This is a genomic window from Psychrobacter sp. G (assembly GCF_000418305.1).
GTDB classification, from domain to species: Bacteria; Pseudomonadota; Gammaproteobacteria; order Pseudomonadales; family Moraxellaceae; genus Psychrobacter; species Psychrobacter cryohalolentis.
The window spans coordinates 2835466-2853217 of the sequence record NC_021661.1 but is presented as its reverse complement, the minus strand read 5'-3'; the positions used below and the strand labels follow the sequence as shown (position 1 = coordinate 2853217).

Below are 17752 nucleotides of genomic sequence, written 5' to 3'. Positions count from 1 at the left end.
ATTCTATAACGGATTCTGATTTTTATATCCGAACTGATTAATATAAGTCCATTCATATAAGTAGCCCACATTTATGCCCTTTACAGATGAAAAAATCGATGCCCTTAATGCTGAAGAAAAAACCCGTTCGCCTGAGTTTTTTCAAACATTTGCAAAAAAAGTTACCGTCTATGAAGATGAAGATATCTGGGTAGTCGATAAGCCAGCAGGACTATTGAGTGTCGACGGTAAGAGCTTAAAAGTAAGCTTGCTAGCTCGCCTTGAACGTGCCAATCCTGCCGTCAAACTGATTCATCGCCTCGATATGGATACCTCTGGGCTGCTTATTTTCGCCAAAAATGCAGCGGCACAAACCAATATTAGTAAGCAGTTCATCGACCGACTACCGCAAAAAAGTTATCAAGCGCGTGTCTTTGGTCAATGGGACAGCGTTGGCGCTACTGGCAAGATATCGGTACCAGTACGCTATGAGCCTGCAACCAAACCGCGTCATATCGTCGATCCTAACTGGTCAAAACATGCGCTGACTTTATATGAAGTATTGGCGCATGAAGAATGTGATGGTCAAATAGTAACTCGCGTCCTATTAAAACCAGTCACCGGTCGCAGTCATCAGCTGCGAGTCCATATGGTACATGTCGGACATGTGATGATTGGTGACCCGATTTATGCAGAAGGTATTGCATTGGATATTGCGCCAAGACTAAATCTACATGCGCAGCAACTGCGCCTAAAACATCCAACGCTTGGAGCGTGGATGGACTGGGAAAGTCCAACGCCTTTTTAGTGTTTTTAAAATAAACTAAAATCTAGTATTGTTGCAAATTACTAGATAAAGTTACTAGATAAAGTTGCTATGGAAAATTAGTAGGGCATCCTGCGCTCTGATAGGTCAGCCAACTTGCAAAACAAGGATTGTATTATGCTTAATATGACTACTGCCAAGCAGGCGCTTAAAAAGCGCTTTAAAGCTAAACCTTATTCATCAGATGTTCCTGCAGATTATGAGGTACTGATTATTGGTGCGGGTATCGCAGGCATCAGCATGGCTTGCCATTTGCAGCAGCAGAGCTCGCAAAAAAGTCTTTTTGATAGTAAAAGCGTTAAGCAGAAAAAACGCTTCAAACTTAATAGCCAACGATTTTTAATCGTAGAAAAACGTGAGGATTTGGGCGGTACGTGGGATTTGTTTACCTATCCTGGTATTCGTTCTGACTCGGATGCGCTGACTTTTGGCTATAGTTTCCGTCCGTGGCTGGATCATAAGATGCTTGCAAAAGGTTCAGACATTAAAAACTATATTGCTGATACAGCACGCGAGTTTAAGGTGGTAGAGCATATTCGCTATCAGCATGAAGTACAGCAGTTATCATGGTCAAGCGACAGTCAGCAATGGACGGCGATGTTTAAAAATCATGCTACCGGTGAAGTATTGAGCTTAACGGCAAACTTTGTCGTTGGGGCGACCGGTTATTATGACTATGAAACTGGTTATAGACCACATTTTAAAAATGAAGAAAATTTCAAAGGTGAAATAGTCCACCCGCAGCATTGGCAAGACACACAATACGACGATAAAAAGGTCGTCGTCATTGGTAGTGGCGCGACGGCGATGACACTGATACCGGCATTGGTCGATGAAAGTAGTAAACAATGTGCCCGTCACGTCACCATGCTGCAACGCTCACCGACGTATGTTGCAAGCGTACCAGGCGATGATCATGCGCTTGACTGGCTATCAGGTAAATTCTCACCTTTATCAAAAGCACAGGCGTACACCTTGTTGCGTACGCGCAATGTGATGTTTCAACAAGGTGTTTATCAGGTGGCGATTTATGCGCCAAAGGTGATGAAAGCGCTATTAAACCATAAAGTCAGAGAAGAGCTTAAAGGTAGTGGCGTGGATGTTGCCCATTTTAAACCGGCTTATAATCCTTGGGAAGAGCGTTTGTGTGCGGTACCTGATAGCGATTTGTTTCAAGCTTTGCATAGCAAGCGCGCTGAAGTGGTAACCGATAGCATCAGCCAGTTTACCTCAACTGGTATTGCATTAGCATCAGGCAAGCATTTGGACGCAGATATCATCGTTACTGCGACGGGTCTAAAATTACAGATGCTAGGCGGTGCAGCTTTGTATGTCGACGGGGAGCCGATCGATGTGGGCGCACGAATGACCTACAAAGCAGTGATGCTTGAGAATGTACCAAATATGGCAATCATGTTTGGCTATACCAATGCGTCTTGGACATTGAAGATTGATTTAGCTTGTCAGTATGTGCTGCGCTTACTGAGTTATATGAATAAAGAAGGATACAAAACAGTATGTGCGCAGGCTGAGACTGAGCACGAACAAGTGAAAATGCAGGCAGACACGGTGCTTGGGGCACTATCGGCAGGGTATGTCAGCCGTGCCAAGGATGAGCTGCCAAAACAAGGTGATCGCTATCCTTGGCGGGTGAACAATAACTATGTCACCGATCGCATCATGCTCAAATACCGTAAAATCAAAGATGAGTGGCTAAAGTTTAGTCGTTAGAATTGACTAATTATTAATCTTACTGCGCTTGATTGATAAAATCACTGACTTGTTCACTAAGCATCTGCCACAAGGTTTCTTGCGCGCTTTTGCTGCCCCAAGCATTGTGCGGACTAAATATCACGCGTGGATGCTCGCCAAGAGCCAGTAAGGGATCATTGGCAGCTATAGGTTCTTGCTCAAAAACGTCGCTGCCATACCCTAAAATTTGCTCATTATTAATGGCATCAGCAAGCGCTTGGCTATCCACAATACCACCACGAGCGACATTGACAAGTAGAGGTTTTTTAGTCATTTTGGCCAAGGTGTCTGCATTGATAAGGTGCTGAGTTTTCTCATTTAACGGGCAATGCAAGCTCAGTACATCGGACTGCGCCAGCACGTCTTCAAACGCTGTATAGTCATCATTACGCGGCATACGCCCTTGGTGCTCAGCCCACAATACTGTCATGCCAAAAGCACGCGCAATATCAGTGACGCGTTTGCCAATGGTACCAATGCCAATAATACCCAGCGTTTTATTTTCCAAATCTATAAGCGGGATATCAAGTAGGCAAAAATTCCCATTATCTGCCCACGTGCCATCGGTGACTTTATTATGATAATGCAGACCGGCACGCATGGCATTTAGCATCAGCATAAAGGTATGCTCAGGCACGCTTTTCACCGCGTAACCGGCGACGTTATAGAGCGCGATATTACGCTCAACACAAGCATCTTGGTCAACGTTATTCATACCCGTAGCGGTCAGTTGAATAAGTTTTAGCTTTGGCAGCTTAGCAATCGCTTTGGCATTGATTTGCACTTTATTAGTAAAAATAATATCGGCGTCTTTGCAGCGCTCAATGATCAGTGCTTGAGGCGTATCATCGTAAGTAATGTAATCAGTAACGCCAGCGGGTGCTGGCAAGTCGACGTTATCAGAAAAAGTGCCTTTATCTAAAAAAACCGCTTGCATGATGATTCCTTATCTCGTTGTTATCGTAAATGGGTTTTGTTTATTATCGGCTTAATGTAGCACGTTGATGTATTTAGTCAAAAAACATGTCAAAAAGCACAAAGCAAAAAACCTCTACTTCGAGCTGAAATAGAGGTTTTATTTATTGAGACACTAGTTTATTGCGCTTACTTATTTTTTTGCGCTTATAAAGAAAAACGCTTACGCAATTTACCGATCAGACTACGCACACGACTGCTCAAGTCAATGCGCACATCGTTTTCAGGATCGTGCTCGACTTCATAACGTTTGACCAATTCAGGGCTGGCTTTTAGTTTTGCATGGTGCTGGAATGCACGATTGACACTAATTTCAAGGAGGCTTGCGCGCATTGGCTTCGGTAGGCAGCGATAGACCTGACCTTTATTAATCAAATCAATCAGCAGTCCTGCATCTTGGAATTCGGTCTGTACCAAGACCACCAGATGCGGCGCATCTTGTTTTAAGGTAAAGATAATCGGCGCAATATTCTCGCCGCTGACATTGATGTCGGTAATACAAACACCGATATCTTCGTTCGCCAAATAATCGTAAGCTTCCTCTAAACCTTGGGCGTGCAGCACTTTATAGTTATTAGAGAATTGCTTACGTATTTGCTCAATCAACTCATTGGTCTCATCAATGACCAATAAAGTCTGCTTATTGCCTGAACTGTCGAATTGCTCGGCGTCTTCGTCTGGGTTATAAGTCAAAGCGATTTCAGTGGCGCGTCCGACGACAGCGAGCAGTTCTTCAGATTTACACGGCTTAGTTAGATAACGGTAAATTTCACCATCATTAATAGAGCCAATAATCGCGTTTAAATCAGCATAGCCGGTTAATAATATACGCATGGTAGAAGGTGATACGTTTTTTACTTCGCGCAAGATATCAACGCCAACCCGCTCAGGCATACGTTGGTCACTGACTGCAACGTGTACATGGTTGTTTTTGATATAGTCGATGTATTCAGTCGGGTCAGTGGTAATAAAAACGTCATGCGTTTTACGAAATAACAGTTTCATAGAACGTAAAATACGTTGTTCATCGTCAATGAACGCCAATTTCGGTTTCGCTTCAACCCCTAACTCAGCGGTACTTATGTTATTGTTGGTGTCATTACTGGTGTCATTTTCTAATTCATTCATGATGGTATCCTTATGATGAATAACAGTGATATAGCTTTATATAATCATTAAAATAGCAATTAAAATAACAACAGAACCTAGCGTTTATGCCGCTAGGCTTTTTTCTGTCAGATCATTATTAATCGGTAGCGTTAAGGTAAAGGTAGTACCAACGCCTACAGTCGATACGGCTTTAATGTAGCCATTATGCTGCTCCATAATCTGCTGACTGATTGCCATACCAAGACCAGTACCTTCGCCTGCGCCTTTAGTGGTAAAGAATGGCTCAAAGATTTGGCTTAGCACTTCTGAGCTCATGCCTTTACCGTTATCACTGACATCAACATACACATTGCTGTCATCGGCGCGGGTGCGTACTTCGATTTTGCCATCCGGTTTTTCGCCCATGGCTTGCGCGGCGTTATTGAGCAGATTGACCAAGACTTGGTTGATTTGCGACGGTGAGCATTTGATCTCAGGTGTCGGCGCAAAATCAGTGACAATCTCTTGATGTCTGATAGAGTTACCTGCGATTTTCAGCGAGGCTTCGATACATTCGCGCACATCAATGGTCTTCACTTTTGACTCATCAAGACGGGCAAAGTTACGTAGGTTTAATACCATCTCGGTGATTTGCTCGACGCCAAATAGCGAGTCTTTAATCAGCTCTTTTAGCTCAGCGGACAAATCATCTTCTTGAATTTCATCGGAAGCACGGACGATATCTGCTAATAACTTATCAATCTTGCCATCAGATGCGACGTCAGACTTGATACCTTTTAACCCTTGTACCAGTTCAATCAGCTCTTCGTATTGCTCAGTTAACTGACCGATAATCTCGAGGTTATTCTGTACATAAGATAAAGGCGTATTTACTTCATGGGCAACACCCGCAACCATCTGCCCCAACGTTGCCATTTTTTCTGAACGGATCAATTGTAGCTGCGAGCTTTTCAGCTCTTTTAGTGTGTCTTGCAGCTCAGCAGTACGTTCTTCTACTTTAATCTCTAGCTGTTGGTTAATATTGGCAAGCTTACCTTCGTTAGATTGGATACGATCTAATAGATCGTTAATAGAGCCGTTTACCAGTCCAATCTCGTTGCGACCTGTCTTGAATTTAACTGAGCTTAGCTTGTTGTACTGCTTGTTATTAATGATGTTTTCTGCGAGAGAAATTTTATCAGTGGTTTCTTTCAATGGCTTGAAAGCTAAGAAAGTTAGCATAAAGTAGATAATACCAGCGGTGATAAGGAGCGCTAATGCAATCCAGTTAATCAAGTTTTCACTTAGATTGTCGGCAATGGCGTTAATCTCAGCATCAGGTTGGACAACGATAAGTTTCCAATAGGTTTCAGGAATTTCAAAGACATAGGCTTGACTGCCGTTATAAAAGTTATCATTGGTCAGCTCAAAGCTTTGTAGCAAGCGACTATCCATAGCATTTTGCTTGTTTTCACCGTTATTTAGGTAAGCAGCATAGTTGACCAAATAATAACCTTTGGAATCACCTGTTTCTGCTTTATCAATTGTATTCAATACTTGCTGAACTTGCGGTGACACGCTAGCTGCAACTTGCTCGATAATCTCGTTACGCTGAGTTTCCAAGAAGTTTAATACCGGATTCCAAGCAGGGTCAGAGTTGATAACTTGTTTGATATCAAGTGGTGTACCGGTTGCTTCATCAATATAGCTTAAGCGTTCAGGGTTAGATGAGGCGATTACCTTATCACTGTTATCTAATAATAAAATGTAGCCTGAACCAGAGCTCTCACTCAACTTGACGATGTTCTCTTGCAACTGGTTTAGGGTAAAGTTGACCGTACTGGCACCCCAAAACTGATTGTCACGCTCGATTGCGACACCGCAGCTCATGGCAAGCTCGCCTTTGGTTTGGCTGGCGCGAACATGGTTCCAGATACAGCTGTCAGGTTTGAGTAGTTTTAAGACGCTAAACCAATCTTCTTGATAATAAGGATTGGTTGGGTTTGGATCGCTTAGTACCGCTTGATAATCACCGTTTTGGCGTACCATCAAAAACGGATGGGTTGCAGTATTGGCACCAAGAGCGCCTTTTTCTGGCCAAATGCCGCCACTACCCAATAAGTTATAGTCGCGTTTATCGAATGCATTGGCGGTACTGACTTGCAAAATATTCTCTTGCGGTGGCAGCGTTTGCGCGCTTTGCTGTAACAGCAAGGCACTACGCATGACACGATTGATGTCGGCTGAGATACTATTAACCGCGGTATTACCACGTTCAGCGACCAGCTTTGCTGACTCAAGACGGATTTTATCATGGCCTTCTTTATCAACGACATAGACAACGACCGCAAGTACGACCGCAAAAGCAATGAACAAAATAGTGGTAACTTGGGTACTGACTTGATTAAAAAAGCCAACTTTTTTAGAGGCACTCATGACGGGATTTGTCCTTGGGAGTAGGGAGCACAAAAAGAATTGCCAATGGGATGGATTGGCTACAACGAAATATATGATTAAGTTTCATCAAAATGGCTTGTTAACACTAGTCATAAACGTCAACTAAAAACAGTATTATCATAACTTAAAATTATGATAATAAAATCAACTTATAACTTAATGGACTATCACAGACAATAGCATACTCATAATCGCTGATAAAGCATCGATAACGGTTATGAGGTCTATGCTATTTTTTATATAAGTAGTAGTTAGCTAAAAGTCTAATGACTTAGTTAAGTTGAATAGCTTTGGTATTAAGAGAGATGTTCTATTGCATTTTTTAACAATACAGTAACAATTTTACGATAACAATATTTTTTGTTTACTTGCGAGTCGTTATCTTATTGGTTTATAAGCCCAACTTATGCTTAGCCTTGACTTTATCTTGCAGAAATTTGCTCTTGAAAAGTGAACTTAACGCACTTATCTAAGCGCTAACGTTATATAATGATCTGTTTTATCGACGGATTTGGCTTACAAGCTGATGTGCCTGATATAGACAATATACTGAATGACCGTATATTGAATAAACATATATCCAATAATTATCAGTTCGTCCATTTGACTGAGCCAGCAAGCATGGCTTGCATCGTAAACTACCTATTTTCTTATCATCTGAGTACAAAAAGACATCGCCCTATGACTATCTCTATCGCTTCATTGCACAGCACCGAATTCGCCGTTGGTCAACGCTATTTATCTGATACGGAGTCCGAGCTGGGCTTAGGTGTGGTCATCGATGTAGACGACCGATGTGTGCACATTTTATTTCCGCAAAGTGAAGAGACACGCGTTTATGCAAAAAACTCTGCGCCGTTATCTCGTGTGGTGTTTAAAGTCGGCGATAGTATCTCTGATCAGGCAGGTAAGAGCTATACAGTAAATGCTGTTGAAGAAGTGATGGGCGTGCTCAAGTACAGTGTAAATGAGCATGAAAAAGCCATTATGGAAACCCGTTTGGCTGCTAATATTACTTTGGCGAAACCACTTGAGCGTTTGCTAGCAGGTCGTATTGAGCGCAGTGATTGGTACGATTTGCGTCAAGATATTTTGCGTATGCAATCAGCGCTTGCAGGTCACTCGCTTAAAGGCTTGATGGGCGCGCGCGTCGATATCATTGAGCATCAGCTCTATATCGCTCATGAAGTTGGCAAACGTATCGCACCGCGTGTGTTGCTGGCTGATGAAGTTGGTTTGGGTAAAACTATTGAGGCAGGTTTGATTATTCATCAGCAGCTACTGACTGGTAAAGCTGAGCGTGTATTGATTCTTGTACCAGACAGTCTGCAATACCAGTGGATGATTGAGCTGCGCCGCCGCTTTAATCTCAACTTTGCCTTGTTTGATTTGGTGCGTACCGCAGCGATTAAAGAGCACGACCCTGAGCAAAATGTCTTTATGACTGAGCAATGTGTCATCGCTGGTATGGACTTACTCCTTGACCATCCTGACTTGTATGATCAGGCGATGGAAGCAGGGTTTGATTTATTGGTTGTCGATGAAGCGCACCATTTGCACTGGGATGAAGCGCAAGGCGGCAATGATAAGTACGACCTCATTGCAGATTTTGCTGAAGAGACTGCAGGAGTCATGCTATTGACGGCGACACCTGAGCAGCTTGGGGCGCAAAGTCACTTTGCCCGTTTGCGTCTATTAGACCCAGATCGCTTTGATGACTTAGATGAGTTTATCGATGGTCAAGATGCTTTTGCAGAAACGGCAGCCGTTGCCAGCCTATTAATAGAAGATAAACCTTTAAGTGATGGACAAATTTCCGCACTGAGCAGTTTACTGACGATTAGTATCGATGAATTAGCAACGATTAACGAAGACGAAAAACTCCGTACTTATGCTCTAAATGAATTGCTAGATCGCCATGGTACGGGACGTATTTTATTCCGTAATACCCGTGAGAGTGTGAAAGGTTTTTATGGTCGTAGTAGCCAGCCTTATCCACTGCCATTACCTGAAGCATGGGTCGACAGCTATCAAACCAATGGTAAATTGCGTGAACAGCTATGGGGCGAAGAAAATCAACCTGATGGTGGCTGGTTGGAAGACGACCCACGTGTGCCTTGGCTGATTGATATCTTAAAGGGTGAGCTTAAGCACAAAAAAGTACTGTTAATTGCCCGTAGTGGTGCGACCGTTGAGAGCTTGGAAGCGGTATTGCGTCTGCATGCAGGTATCAAAACCGCTATCTTTACCGAGCAGATGACCTTGCTTGAGCGTGACCAAGCCGCGGCGTTCTTTGCTGATAGTGAAGGGGCACAGATATTATTATGCTCAGAGATTGGGTCGGAAGGTCGTAATTTTCAGTTTGCAAGTCAGCTGATATTATGGGATTTGCCTGCCAATCCAGATACTTTGGAGCAGCGTATCGGTCGCCTAGATCGTATCGGGCAGACGCAGCAAATTATGCTACATGTACCTTATGTGCAAGGTACCGCGCAAGAGCGTCTGTATAAGTGGTATAACAATGCGCTAAATATGTTTAATCAGATCTCACCAACAGCGCAAAGTGTACAAGAACAGTATATCCAAGAGCTAAAACCGATGCTTGAGGGTGCCGATAACGACGTCAATCGTGCAATATTGGCAGATATTATCGCAGAAGCAGCGCAGACACGACAGGGACTTGAAACACAATTGCAAGCTGGTCGTGATCGTTTATTAGAATACAACTCATGCCGTCCGCGCGTTGCTGGACGTATCGCTGATGCCATGCGCGATTTTGATGGGCACAATCTATTGCCGCAGTTTATCGAGCGCTTTTTTGCCTCAGCCAATATCGAGCACAATATCCAACGCGATGGCTCGTGGGTGATTTCACCGATTGACAGCACTGAGATTAGTGATTATATCGATGGTCTGCCACTCGGTGATGAAGACGGTATGACGTTGACTTTTGAGCGTGAGCAAGCGCTGCAACGTGAGGATATTGCCTTTATTACCCATGAACATCCATTGATGCAGGCGATTTATGAGCTAGCAAGTACCAGCACCTTTGGTAATACCACGGTTGCAATGCTAAAAAGCGCTGCGGTACCACAGGGCATGGTGATGTTAGAAGTGAATTTCCGTGTAGAAGCCATTGCGCCGAAACTGCTTAACTTGCCTGCTACCTTGAGCACGCAAAATATCCGCGTCTTTATCAGTGAGCAGGGCAGCGATTTGTCAGCGCGTATCAGTGCCGATATGATCATGCCGCACATTGAGCGCCTAGATAAAAACCGTGCCCGCCAAGTGATTAAGGTACGGGGCGATGTCATCGAGCAGCGTTATTATGAAGCGGAAGATATTGCCCGTCAGCAGTTGACTGAGATTGGTGAACAAGCAAGTGCCCGCTTTAGCCAGCAGTGGTCGCGTGAGATCAAACGTCTTAAGCATCTACAAACTATCAACCCAAACGTGCGTCCAGCAGAGATTGAGCGTTTAGAGCAGCTAAAAATGCAAGGCGAGCAAGCATTGGCGGGCTTGTCATTGGTGCCAGATTCTATCCGTGTATTGGTGGCAGTAAAACCATAAATTTAATACAATAGTAAAAACGAGGTGTATTTAAGCATCTCGTTTTTATTTATGACTTTTTATTTATGACTTTTTATTATGAGTTTTCGATAATCCATTTATTGCTCATCTAAAGATTTATCTTGTATATTACTGCTATTGATTTCATTTTATTTAAATTAAAACGCCATATCGGCTCAAGCCATATCGTCTTGATATTCTTTGGCGCTTATATCTAGATGCTTGGCGTTATTGATAAAAATAAGGAAAGTAATCGTCATGTCTGATTATTCACAACTAATAGATGAGCTATTGGCTACCGTCGCGCTCATCGAAGTCAGCCCTGATGTATTTGAAGGTAAAAGCCATGACTATGTTGGTGCCCGTATCTTTGGTGGGCAAGTGCTCGCACAAGCGATTATGGCAGCAGCGCATACGCTTGATGAAGACAAGCCTTGTCACTCCTTGCATGGGTATTTTTTGCGCGGCGGTGATATCAATCAGCCGGTGATTTATCAAGTGCGCCGCTTACGTGATGGGCGTAGTTTGTCCGCGCGCGAAGTAACAGCGATTCAGTATAAGCAAGTACGTGGTAAGCCGCCGGTTGAGCAAGTGATATTTTCTATGATTGCCTCTTTTTCACCGATGGAAGAGGGCTTAGAGTATCAAGAAGATATGCCTGTTTATCCACCGCCTGAAGACTTACTTGCGGAGCAGGATCTAAAAGAAGACTATGTTGGTAAAGTTCCAGAGGCATTAAAATCTCGTTTTATGCGCCGTCGTCATATCGAGATTAAACCGGTGAAACCGCGTGACCCGATCCATCCGGAACCAATGAAACCTAAGCAAGCGAACTGGTTACGTATCCGCGAGCTTGGCAATCAACCCGTCGCGATTCAGCAAGCATTACTGGCATTTTCTTCTGATTTTTATTTGGTTGGCACGGGGCTGATGTCACACGGTATTAGCTTTATGACCAGTGGTTTACAAGCTGCTAGTATCGACCATTCGATGCATTTTCATCGTCACTTTGACCTAAATGATTGGCTGCTATATGACATGTGGAGTGATACGACATCTAATGCGATGGGACTCAATCATGGTCAATTTTGGCAAGATGGTAAGCTGGTGGCGACCGTACAGCAAGAAGGATTGATGCGTTTGCGAGTGCCAAAGTCTTAAGTTTTTATATTGCTATAAATAAAAAAGCGACTTAGAATTATTCTGAGTCGCTTTTTTATGGCGTATACAATCGTTATTTTAAGCGGATTTTTTAGTGATTATATATGCAATCCTATTCCAAAATCTTAACCATCGCTCTTGGTAACCCTAGCGTTGCCTGTGCATCATCAGCGTTTAACCAGTTAATATTAATTTCAGCTGCTTGTAATGCCTTGGTTATCTCAGTCACCTGTTTATCGTTTAAAGTTACTGATTGCGGGGTTAAATACCAATGAAAATGGGTCAATGAATGTTTAATCGGTGCGTCATCGAGTAATGTGTTGCTGATTGATTTTGTGACCAATTGATTCTTATCTAACCACTCATTAATAATTTGCTCAGCAGTGGTAAATTCTGTCTCGTATATTTTTTCATTACTAGCTACTTCTAAAAGCTGATTATCATTCGCTGCAATTGGTTTCTTATTTTTATTCTTGTCAGCATCTTTCACAGCAGCTTTTCCACTAATTTTTTCTATAAATGCTAGCGGCAAACTCCACAGTCCGCCCCAAATGCCATTATCAGGGCGCTGTAACCAAAGTATTTCGCCATTTTCGTTTTCAATAAGCAGTGCATTACTAAATTTACTCGGTTTAGGCTGTTTCTTAGCCTTGACTGGATAGTCCGTCTCACGACCTTGCGCATGTGCCAAACAGTCGTCTTGTAGTGGACATAGTAGACAAGCAGGCTTACTACGCGTGCATAAAGTTGCACCCATATCCATCATCGCTTGCGCAAACAATCCTGATTGTTCTCTAGGCGTTAGACGCTCTGCCAATGCCCACAGCTCTTTAGTCGTCGAGGACTTAGTGATGTCACCATCAATTGCTGCCCAGCGTGTCAAGACACGTTTAACGTTACCATCACAAATGACGCCATAACGATGCAAGCCCATTGACATAATCGCCCCAGCGGTCGAAGGACCAACACCTGATATCGCTTCCCAACCTGCCAAGGTTTGCGGAAAGTCGCCAGATTCGTCAATTACAGCGACCAATTGCTTCGCGCCTTTATGCAAATTACGTGCACGCGCATAGTAGCCAAGTCCCGCCCAATGCTCCGCGATGGTGTCCCATTCTGCTGCTGCTAAATCTTGCACTGTCGGAAAGGAGTCCATAAAACGGGCAAAGTAGGGCAGCACAGTGGTCACTTGTGTCTGCTGTAGCATGACTTCTGATAGCCAAACAATATAAGGGTTTGGCGTATCGGTCTGGTGCTGTTGCCAAGGCAAGTCATGGCGACCATTTTCGGCAAACCAATCTAGTAGGCGGGGTGCGAATGCGTCTAAAGAAGTTAATGAGTGAGAAAATTGAGTATGCAAGAGTATTCCTTGTAAATTTAACAGGGATATATAAAATTTGGGATTAAGGTTATTTATGGGGTGTAATACGATTGATACAAGACAACAGTAGGTGAGCTTAGTTGTGAGGATCATTGGATAAAATGGCAATTAACTGTATTGTTTGCCAAGTGAGATTGTGAGGATTTTCAGATAAGTTAAAGGTGAATTATAAAGATAAAACAGGTGCGCTAGGCGCACCCTACGAGCTATGTTAATTAGTGTCTACTTCCGATTCTTCCGCGTTTTAAGGCGACGTAAGCGTTTCTCTTCTTCTTTAGCGATTCTTTTTTCTTCTGACGCGATGCGTTGTTCAGCGACGACAACTTCTTCAGCCTCAGTCATAGGAGGCGTCTCCAAAGTGATACGCCCAATCTTACCGCTACGCAGCTCATTTACTAGGATTTCAGACATCCGGTAGGTATCGACTTTATTGCCCGCGCGCACGCAGCCACGATTGCGACCAGCTATTTCGAAAAACTCCCAATCGGTCTTAGGCAGTTCTTCAATTTTATAGCGGGTTTTTAGCAGCTCAGGATAGGCGGTTAATAAATACTCAGCGGTATAACCGGCAACATCCGCAAAATCAAACGCCGTATCACGAATACCGCCTGTTGCAGCCAAGCGATAGCCAGAGTTTTCGTTTTCAACTTTTGGCCACAGCATGCCGGGCGTGTCATAAAGCATGATATCGTCATCAAGTTTAATCAATTGCTGCGACTTGGTGACTGCTGGCTCGTCACCTGTTCTAGCCACGGCGCGTCCAGCCAAAGTGTTGATCAAAGTCGATTTACCGACGTTTGGAATACCCATAATCATGGCTTTGATTTGGCGACCGGTACCCACTTTATTGGGGACGAGTTGTTTACAGATAGCAATGATACGTTTGACATCATTGGCTTTATCGGTATCACAAGCAATGGCTTTAACACCATTTTGCTGCTCAAGATAGTCCATCCAAGCTTGGGTCAGCTCAGGATCAGCAAGATCAGCTTTATTTAAGATTTTGATGACCGGTTTTTCACCGCGTAATGCAGCGACCATCGGGTTTTCGCTGCTATAAGGAATACGCGCATCAATCACTTCGATAACCACATCCATCTGCGGCATAATTTCTTTGATTTCATTGCGGGCTTTGTTCATATGCCCAGGGAACCACTGAATACTTACTCTCTTATCCATCTGCTTTCATAACCTTTTATAAAAAATGCTCAAAGTAAGACGATCGTCATTTACTTTTCATGGTGTTCAGTTTACTACATAAGCCACGTACGGATGCTAAAAAGTAATAATGCTAACAGTGCTCACGCTATAATTTCAATTTACTCTAATAAGAAACTATGATTCGACCTGTTCTGCTGTTCCATCACGCGCCGGCGGCAACGGTGCCAAATAACCAATCAGCAATATTAAGCTGCCTGCACCAAGGAAGGAAATGACTCGCCAAATCGCCTCGGTCTGTGACAAATCAACTAAGACCAATTTTAAGACCACAATACCTAATAAGCCAATGCCCATAAACCACAGTGCACGCTGGAGGGAGCGACTGGCGATAATGGTGGCGACCAATGCCAGTAGCGTCCATAAAATCGTCAGACCCGTTTGCACTTGCTCGCTATGCCATGCGCCGCCAGTATGGTCATCATATAAGTCAGCTATCCACAGCGGTGTAGTAATAAAAGCGTGCAGCGTTCTGACCAGCATACTAGAGAGTATCCAAAAGCTAATCAGCGTTAGTACGATCAACAACGTGTCACTCTTACGAATGGCGCTAAATAAATTTTGCGAGTGCGCGCCACGTTGACGCAATAAATAAATGCCCAATCCATAAAACAACACCAGCCACAACGTCACATCATACAAGTTAAGCAGGGGCAAATAGGGCAGTCCCCAAATCACGCCATCATAGGTGAAATTGGTAAAAATGACCCAGCATAGTGTTAATGGCACGAATATTTTGGCGCAACCTAACAGTGCACGTTGCCAGTCAAACCAATACATAGAGAGCGGTGAAGATGAATTTTTCATCTGATTATTATTTTGCTGACGGTACGTCAACCAGAGCCCAGCTAACATAAGCACAACCGGCACAAGGATGGTCATCACGCCTTTTGAATCGGGCAATCCATAATGTACTGCTTCTGCCAAAACTATAATGCCAGTACCAAGCCAGCTTGCACTATCGTAGCCTTTTAATTCTGCACCGTTATTGTCGTCGTTATTAGCATTGTTATGCCACGTCTTTAGCCATAATTGACCAAGAATCAGCCAGCCGATGAACAACGTTGTAAATATCGGCCAATAAAAGGCTGTCCATTGATAGTCAAATTCATATTGTTGTGGCAGTTGTAAGATCAGCATCGCATAAAATAACAGCAGCAAACCATGGCTAAATTGTCTGATTTCTCGCCATGAACGATATTGATTGATAAAATAATAAATAATCATGCTAACGACACTTGCTAAGGCAATAAGCGTCGATGTTGCCAATTGCCAGTTGGCAAGCCATTGGTCAAAATCGAGGACTAACACATACAGCAGCCAACCCACCGCAGTGAGCGTTAACAGCCGTATCAAAGAAGGACGTTGCCAAATGATTTTAAACGCGATACTTTGGTTGTTGATACTTTCAAACCATTGCTGAGTTGCTGTCTCACTAATGCCTAACGCTTTGCCGTATTCGGACAGCGTATTATTGGCATTAAGCTGATTTTCAGAATCGTGGACAGATGGCATTGAGCCTTGCGTCGCTGTCATAGGCGATGAAATAGGTAATGAAATAGGCGAATTGCTGGCACGTAAGATAAAGACGCTGGCAATTGCACTGATGGCAGAAATGGTTAATGCGAGCGTCGGATAGTAATCAAGGGTAATGACAAAGGTATTTGATAACATACCAATGCTAATTAGCTGCAATACTAAACCCAATAATACTGACCATGCACGAAGAGAACGCCTGCCAAACCATACCAGCGCTAAGCCTTGCACCGACCAGCCGAAGGCAATCCATTCTGCATTTAATGCCAGCGGAATCACTAATGCCAAAAAGCCAAAACCTAATGCCAGCATCCCTTCCGTAATCAATGCATAACGCTGACTGCGCTGAATAAACGTCCAGCCAAGCCCCAAATAAATTACTGCTAAAACTGCGCTAGTTAAGGTTAAAGCGTGATTGATATCGTACAGTAACGCTGAAAATAAACCAAATGCTGATAGCGGCACAGAGAACAGTAGCCCAATATCAATAGGAAACACATAGCTGGCATGCTGACTCTTCATATCAGCAGTCTGGTCGGTATCAATAGCCGTAACGGTAGCGGCGTCACTATCGTTATAAAAAATAGTATCGTTATAAGCAATGATTTGCTGTGCATAGCGAATCACGACGAACAAATACAACATGACATGTAGTGCGACGAGTAATACCAATGCCCAGCGTTGGTTTTCTATGATTACTGCTAAATTTTCAGTCAATCCCCAATAATAAGCCAGCCCAAATGTCACGCTCGCGCCAAATAAGTTCAGCACCTTCCACGGGCGATAATGAGCAATAACCGCAATGGTGATATTTAATAACAAGTAATAGCTAAAGAGTATCGTTAAGCTGCCAGTATCTTGACTGGTCAAAATCGGTGCAAAAAATCCACCGGATAATGCTAATAAGGCCAAAGGAAAAGCATTTTGACGCACGGCTAAAGCGACCGTGACTGCTGATAATATGCCAAGCGCTATAAAGCTTGGCAGACTACCAATCACCTGATAGACGCTATAGGCAAAAAATGTGGTCAGATAAGCGATGGCTAAGCCAGTACCTTGTAAGCTTATACCATACGCAAAGCGTTTTGCCGCCAGCTTCAAGCCTAATCCTGCCAGCCCTAATCCTAGGATAATAATGACTGTTAGCTTGACGCCAATAGGCACTTGGATTAAGTCACTTAGTAAGCGCAGCAGTAGAACCACGCCGATCAGTAAAACCAATACTCCAACACGCACCACTAAATTGCCACCCAAAAACCAGTTTTGAATCGAATAAAGAAGTGAGGTAACAATAGGAAATGAGCGCTCGTCAGGTTCTATCGGCGCATTAGCGGTTTTATCGGTCAAAGGCTGACTATTGGAAACTGATGATTGTTTTGCAGATGTTGATACAAAGTTATTTGATAGAGGATTAGAAGATAAAGCACTAAGTGGTAACGGGGGCGGCATTGATTTTTCTGTTGATGACAATGCATCATCACTAGGTGATTCGATGTCAAATACACTTTTTACAACAGTACCTTTTACAGTAGCGGTAGTATTCTTTTGCTGCTCAAGCTCGCTCTTTAGCTGCGTCATGTCTTGACGCAGTTGTGCCAATTGCTGATGCAGCCTAATATAAAGGGCAATCATAATTACTATTAAAGTAATTACAACCAGCCAGCCTAAAGAACCCATCAAAAAATATAGCATCATTCCCACTCAATCTGTCTATCCATTAAGTGATAATGACGCTATTTGATTGTAAGCACAAGAGTGACGCGGCCAACACGCCACAAATGAGCTTATTCAAAGAAATTTAAAGGGCT

At 43.4% G+C, this 17752-nt stretch carries 10 protein-coding genes; 4 read left to right on the top strand and 6 right to left on the bottom strand.

All coding sequences use genetic code 11. The features are described 5' to 3' along the window. Nucleotides 1-73 precede the first annotated feature (73 nt). On the top strand, nucleotides 74-787 hold the full coding sequence (locus PSYCG_RS11920; RefSeq protein WP_020444405.1) for an RluA family pseudouridine synthase: 714 nt from the start codon (nucleotides 74-76) through the stop codon (nucleotides 785-787). 135 nt (nucleotides 788-922) lie between these two features. Continuing rightward, nucleotides 923-2536: a flavin-containing monooxygenase gene (locus tag PSYCG_RS11915; RefSeq protein WP_020444404.1), complete on the top strand. Its 1614-nt coding sequence runs from the start codon at nucleotides 923-925 to the stop codon at nucleotides 2534-2536. Nucleotides 2537-2555: 19 nt separating this feature from the next. On the opposite strand, the gene PSYCG_RS11910 is transcribed toward PSYCG_RS11915, so the two are convergent. The 3 genes from PSYCG_RS11910 to PSYCG_RS11900 form a co-directional block, all read right to left on the bottom strand. Next, complete coding sequence (locus PSYCG_RS11910) at nucleotides 2556-3494, bottom strand: D-2-hydroxyacid dehydrogenase (protein WP_020444403.1); 939 nt, start codon at nucleotides 3492-3494, stop codon at nucleotides 2556-2558. Nucleotides 3495-3679: 185 nt separating this feature from the next. Then, nucleotides 3680-4660, bottom strand: coding sequence for a response regulator (locus PSYCG_RS11905; protein ID WP_020444402.1), 981 nt, complete (start codon nucleotides 4658-4660; stop codon nucleotides 3680-3682). Nucleotides 4661-4744: 84 nt separating this feature from the next. Continuing rightward, a complete protein-coding gene (locus PSYCG_RS11900) occupies nucleotides 4745-7057 on the bottom strand; it encodes a sensor histidine kinase (protein ID WP_020444401.1) in 2313 nt (770 codons plus the stop codon). Between the two features lie 702 nt (nucleotides 7058-7759). Here PSYCG_RS11900 and rapA point away from each other — a divergent pair. Beyond that, nucleotides 7760-10648, top strand: coding sequence for an RNA polymerase-associated protein RapA (gene rapA, locus PSYCG_RS11895; RefSeq protein ID WP_187289118.1), 2889 nt, complete (start codon nucleotides 7760-7762; stop codon nucleotides 10646-10648). A gap of 258 nt (nucleotides 10649-10906) precedes the next feature. Continuing rightward, nucleotides 10907-11809: an acyl-CoA thioesterase gene (locus PSYCG_RS11890; protein WP_020444398.1), complete on the top strand. Its 903-nt coding sequence runs from the start codon at nucleotides 10907-10909 to the stop codon at nucleotides 11807-11809. 112 nt (nucleotides 11810-11921) lie between these two features. On the opposite strand, the gene mutY is transcribed toward PSYCG_RS11890, so the two are convergent. The 3 genes from mutY to PSYCG_RS11875 all read right to left on the bottom strand — a co-directional run bounded on the left by mutY (nucleotide 11922) and on the right by PSYCG_RS11875 (nucleotide 17639). Further along, a complete protein-coding gene (gene mutY, locus PSYCG_RS11885) occupies nucleotides 11922-13169 on the bottom strand; it encodes an A/G-specific adenine glycosylase (protein WP_020444397.1) in 1248 nt (415 codons plus the stop codon). Nucleotides 13170-13412: 243 nt separating this feature from the next. Further along, nucleotides 13413-14369 (bottom strand): ribosome biogenesis GTPase YlqF, encoded by a 957-nt coding sequence (gene ylqF / locus PSYCG_RS11880; RefSeq protein ID WP_041772331.1) that lies wholly within the window; start codon nucleotides 14367-14369, stop codon nucleotides 13413-13415. Nucleotides 14370-14525: 156 nt separating this feature from the next. Next, nucleotides 14526-17639, bottom strand: a complete 3114-nt coding sequence (locus PSYCG_RS11875; protein WP_020444395.1) for a DUF2339 domain-containing protein — start codon at nucleotides 17637-17639, stop codon at nucleotides 14526-14528. Nucleotides 17640-17752: the final 113 nt, after the last annotated feature.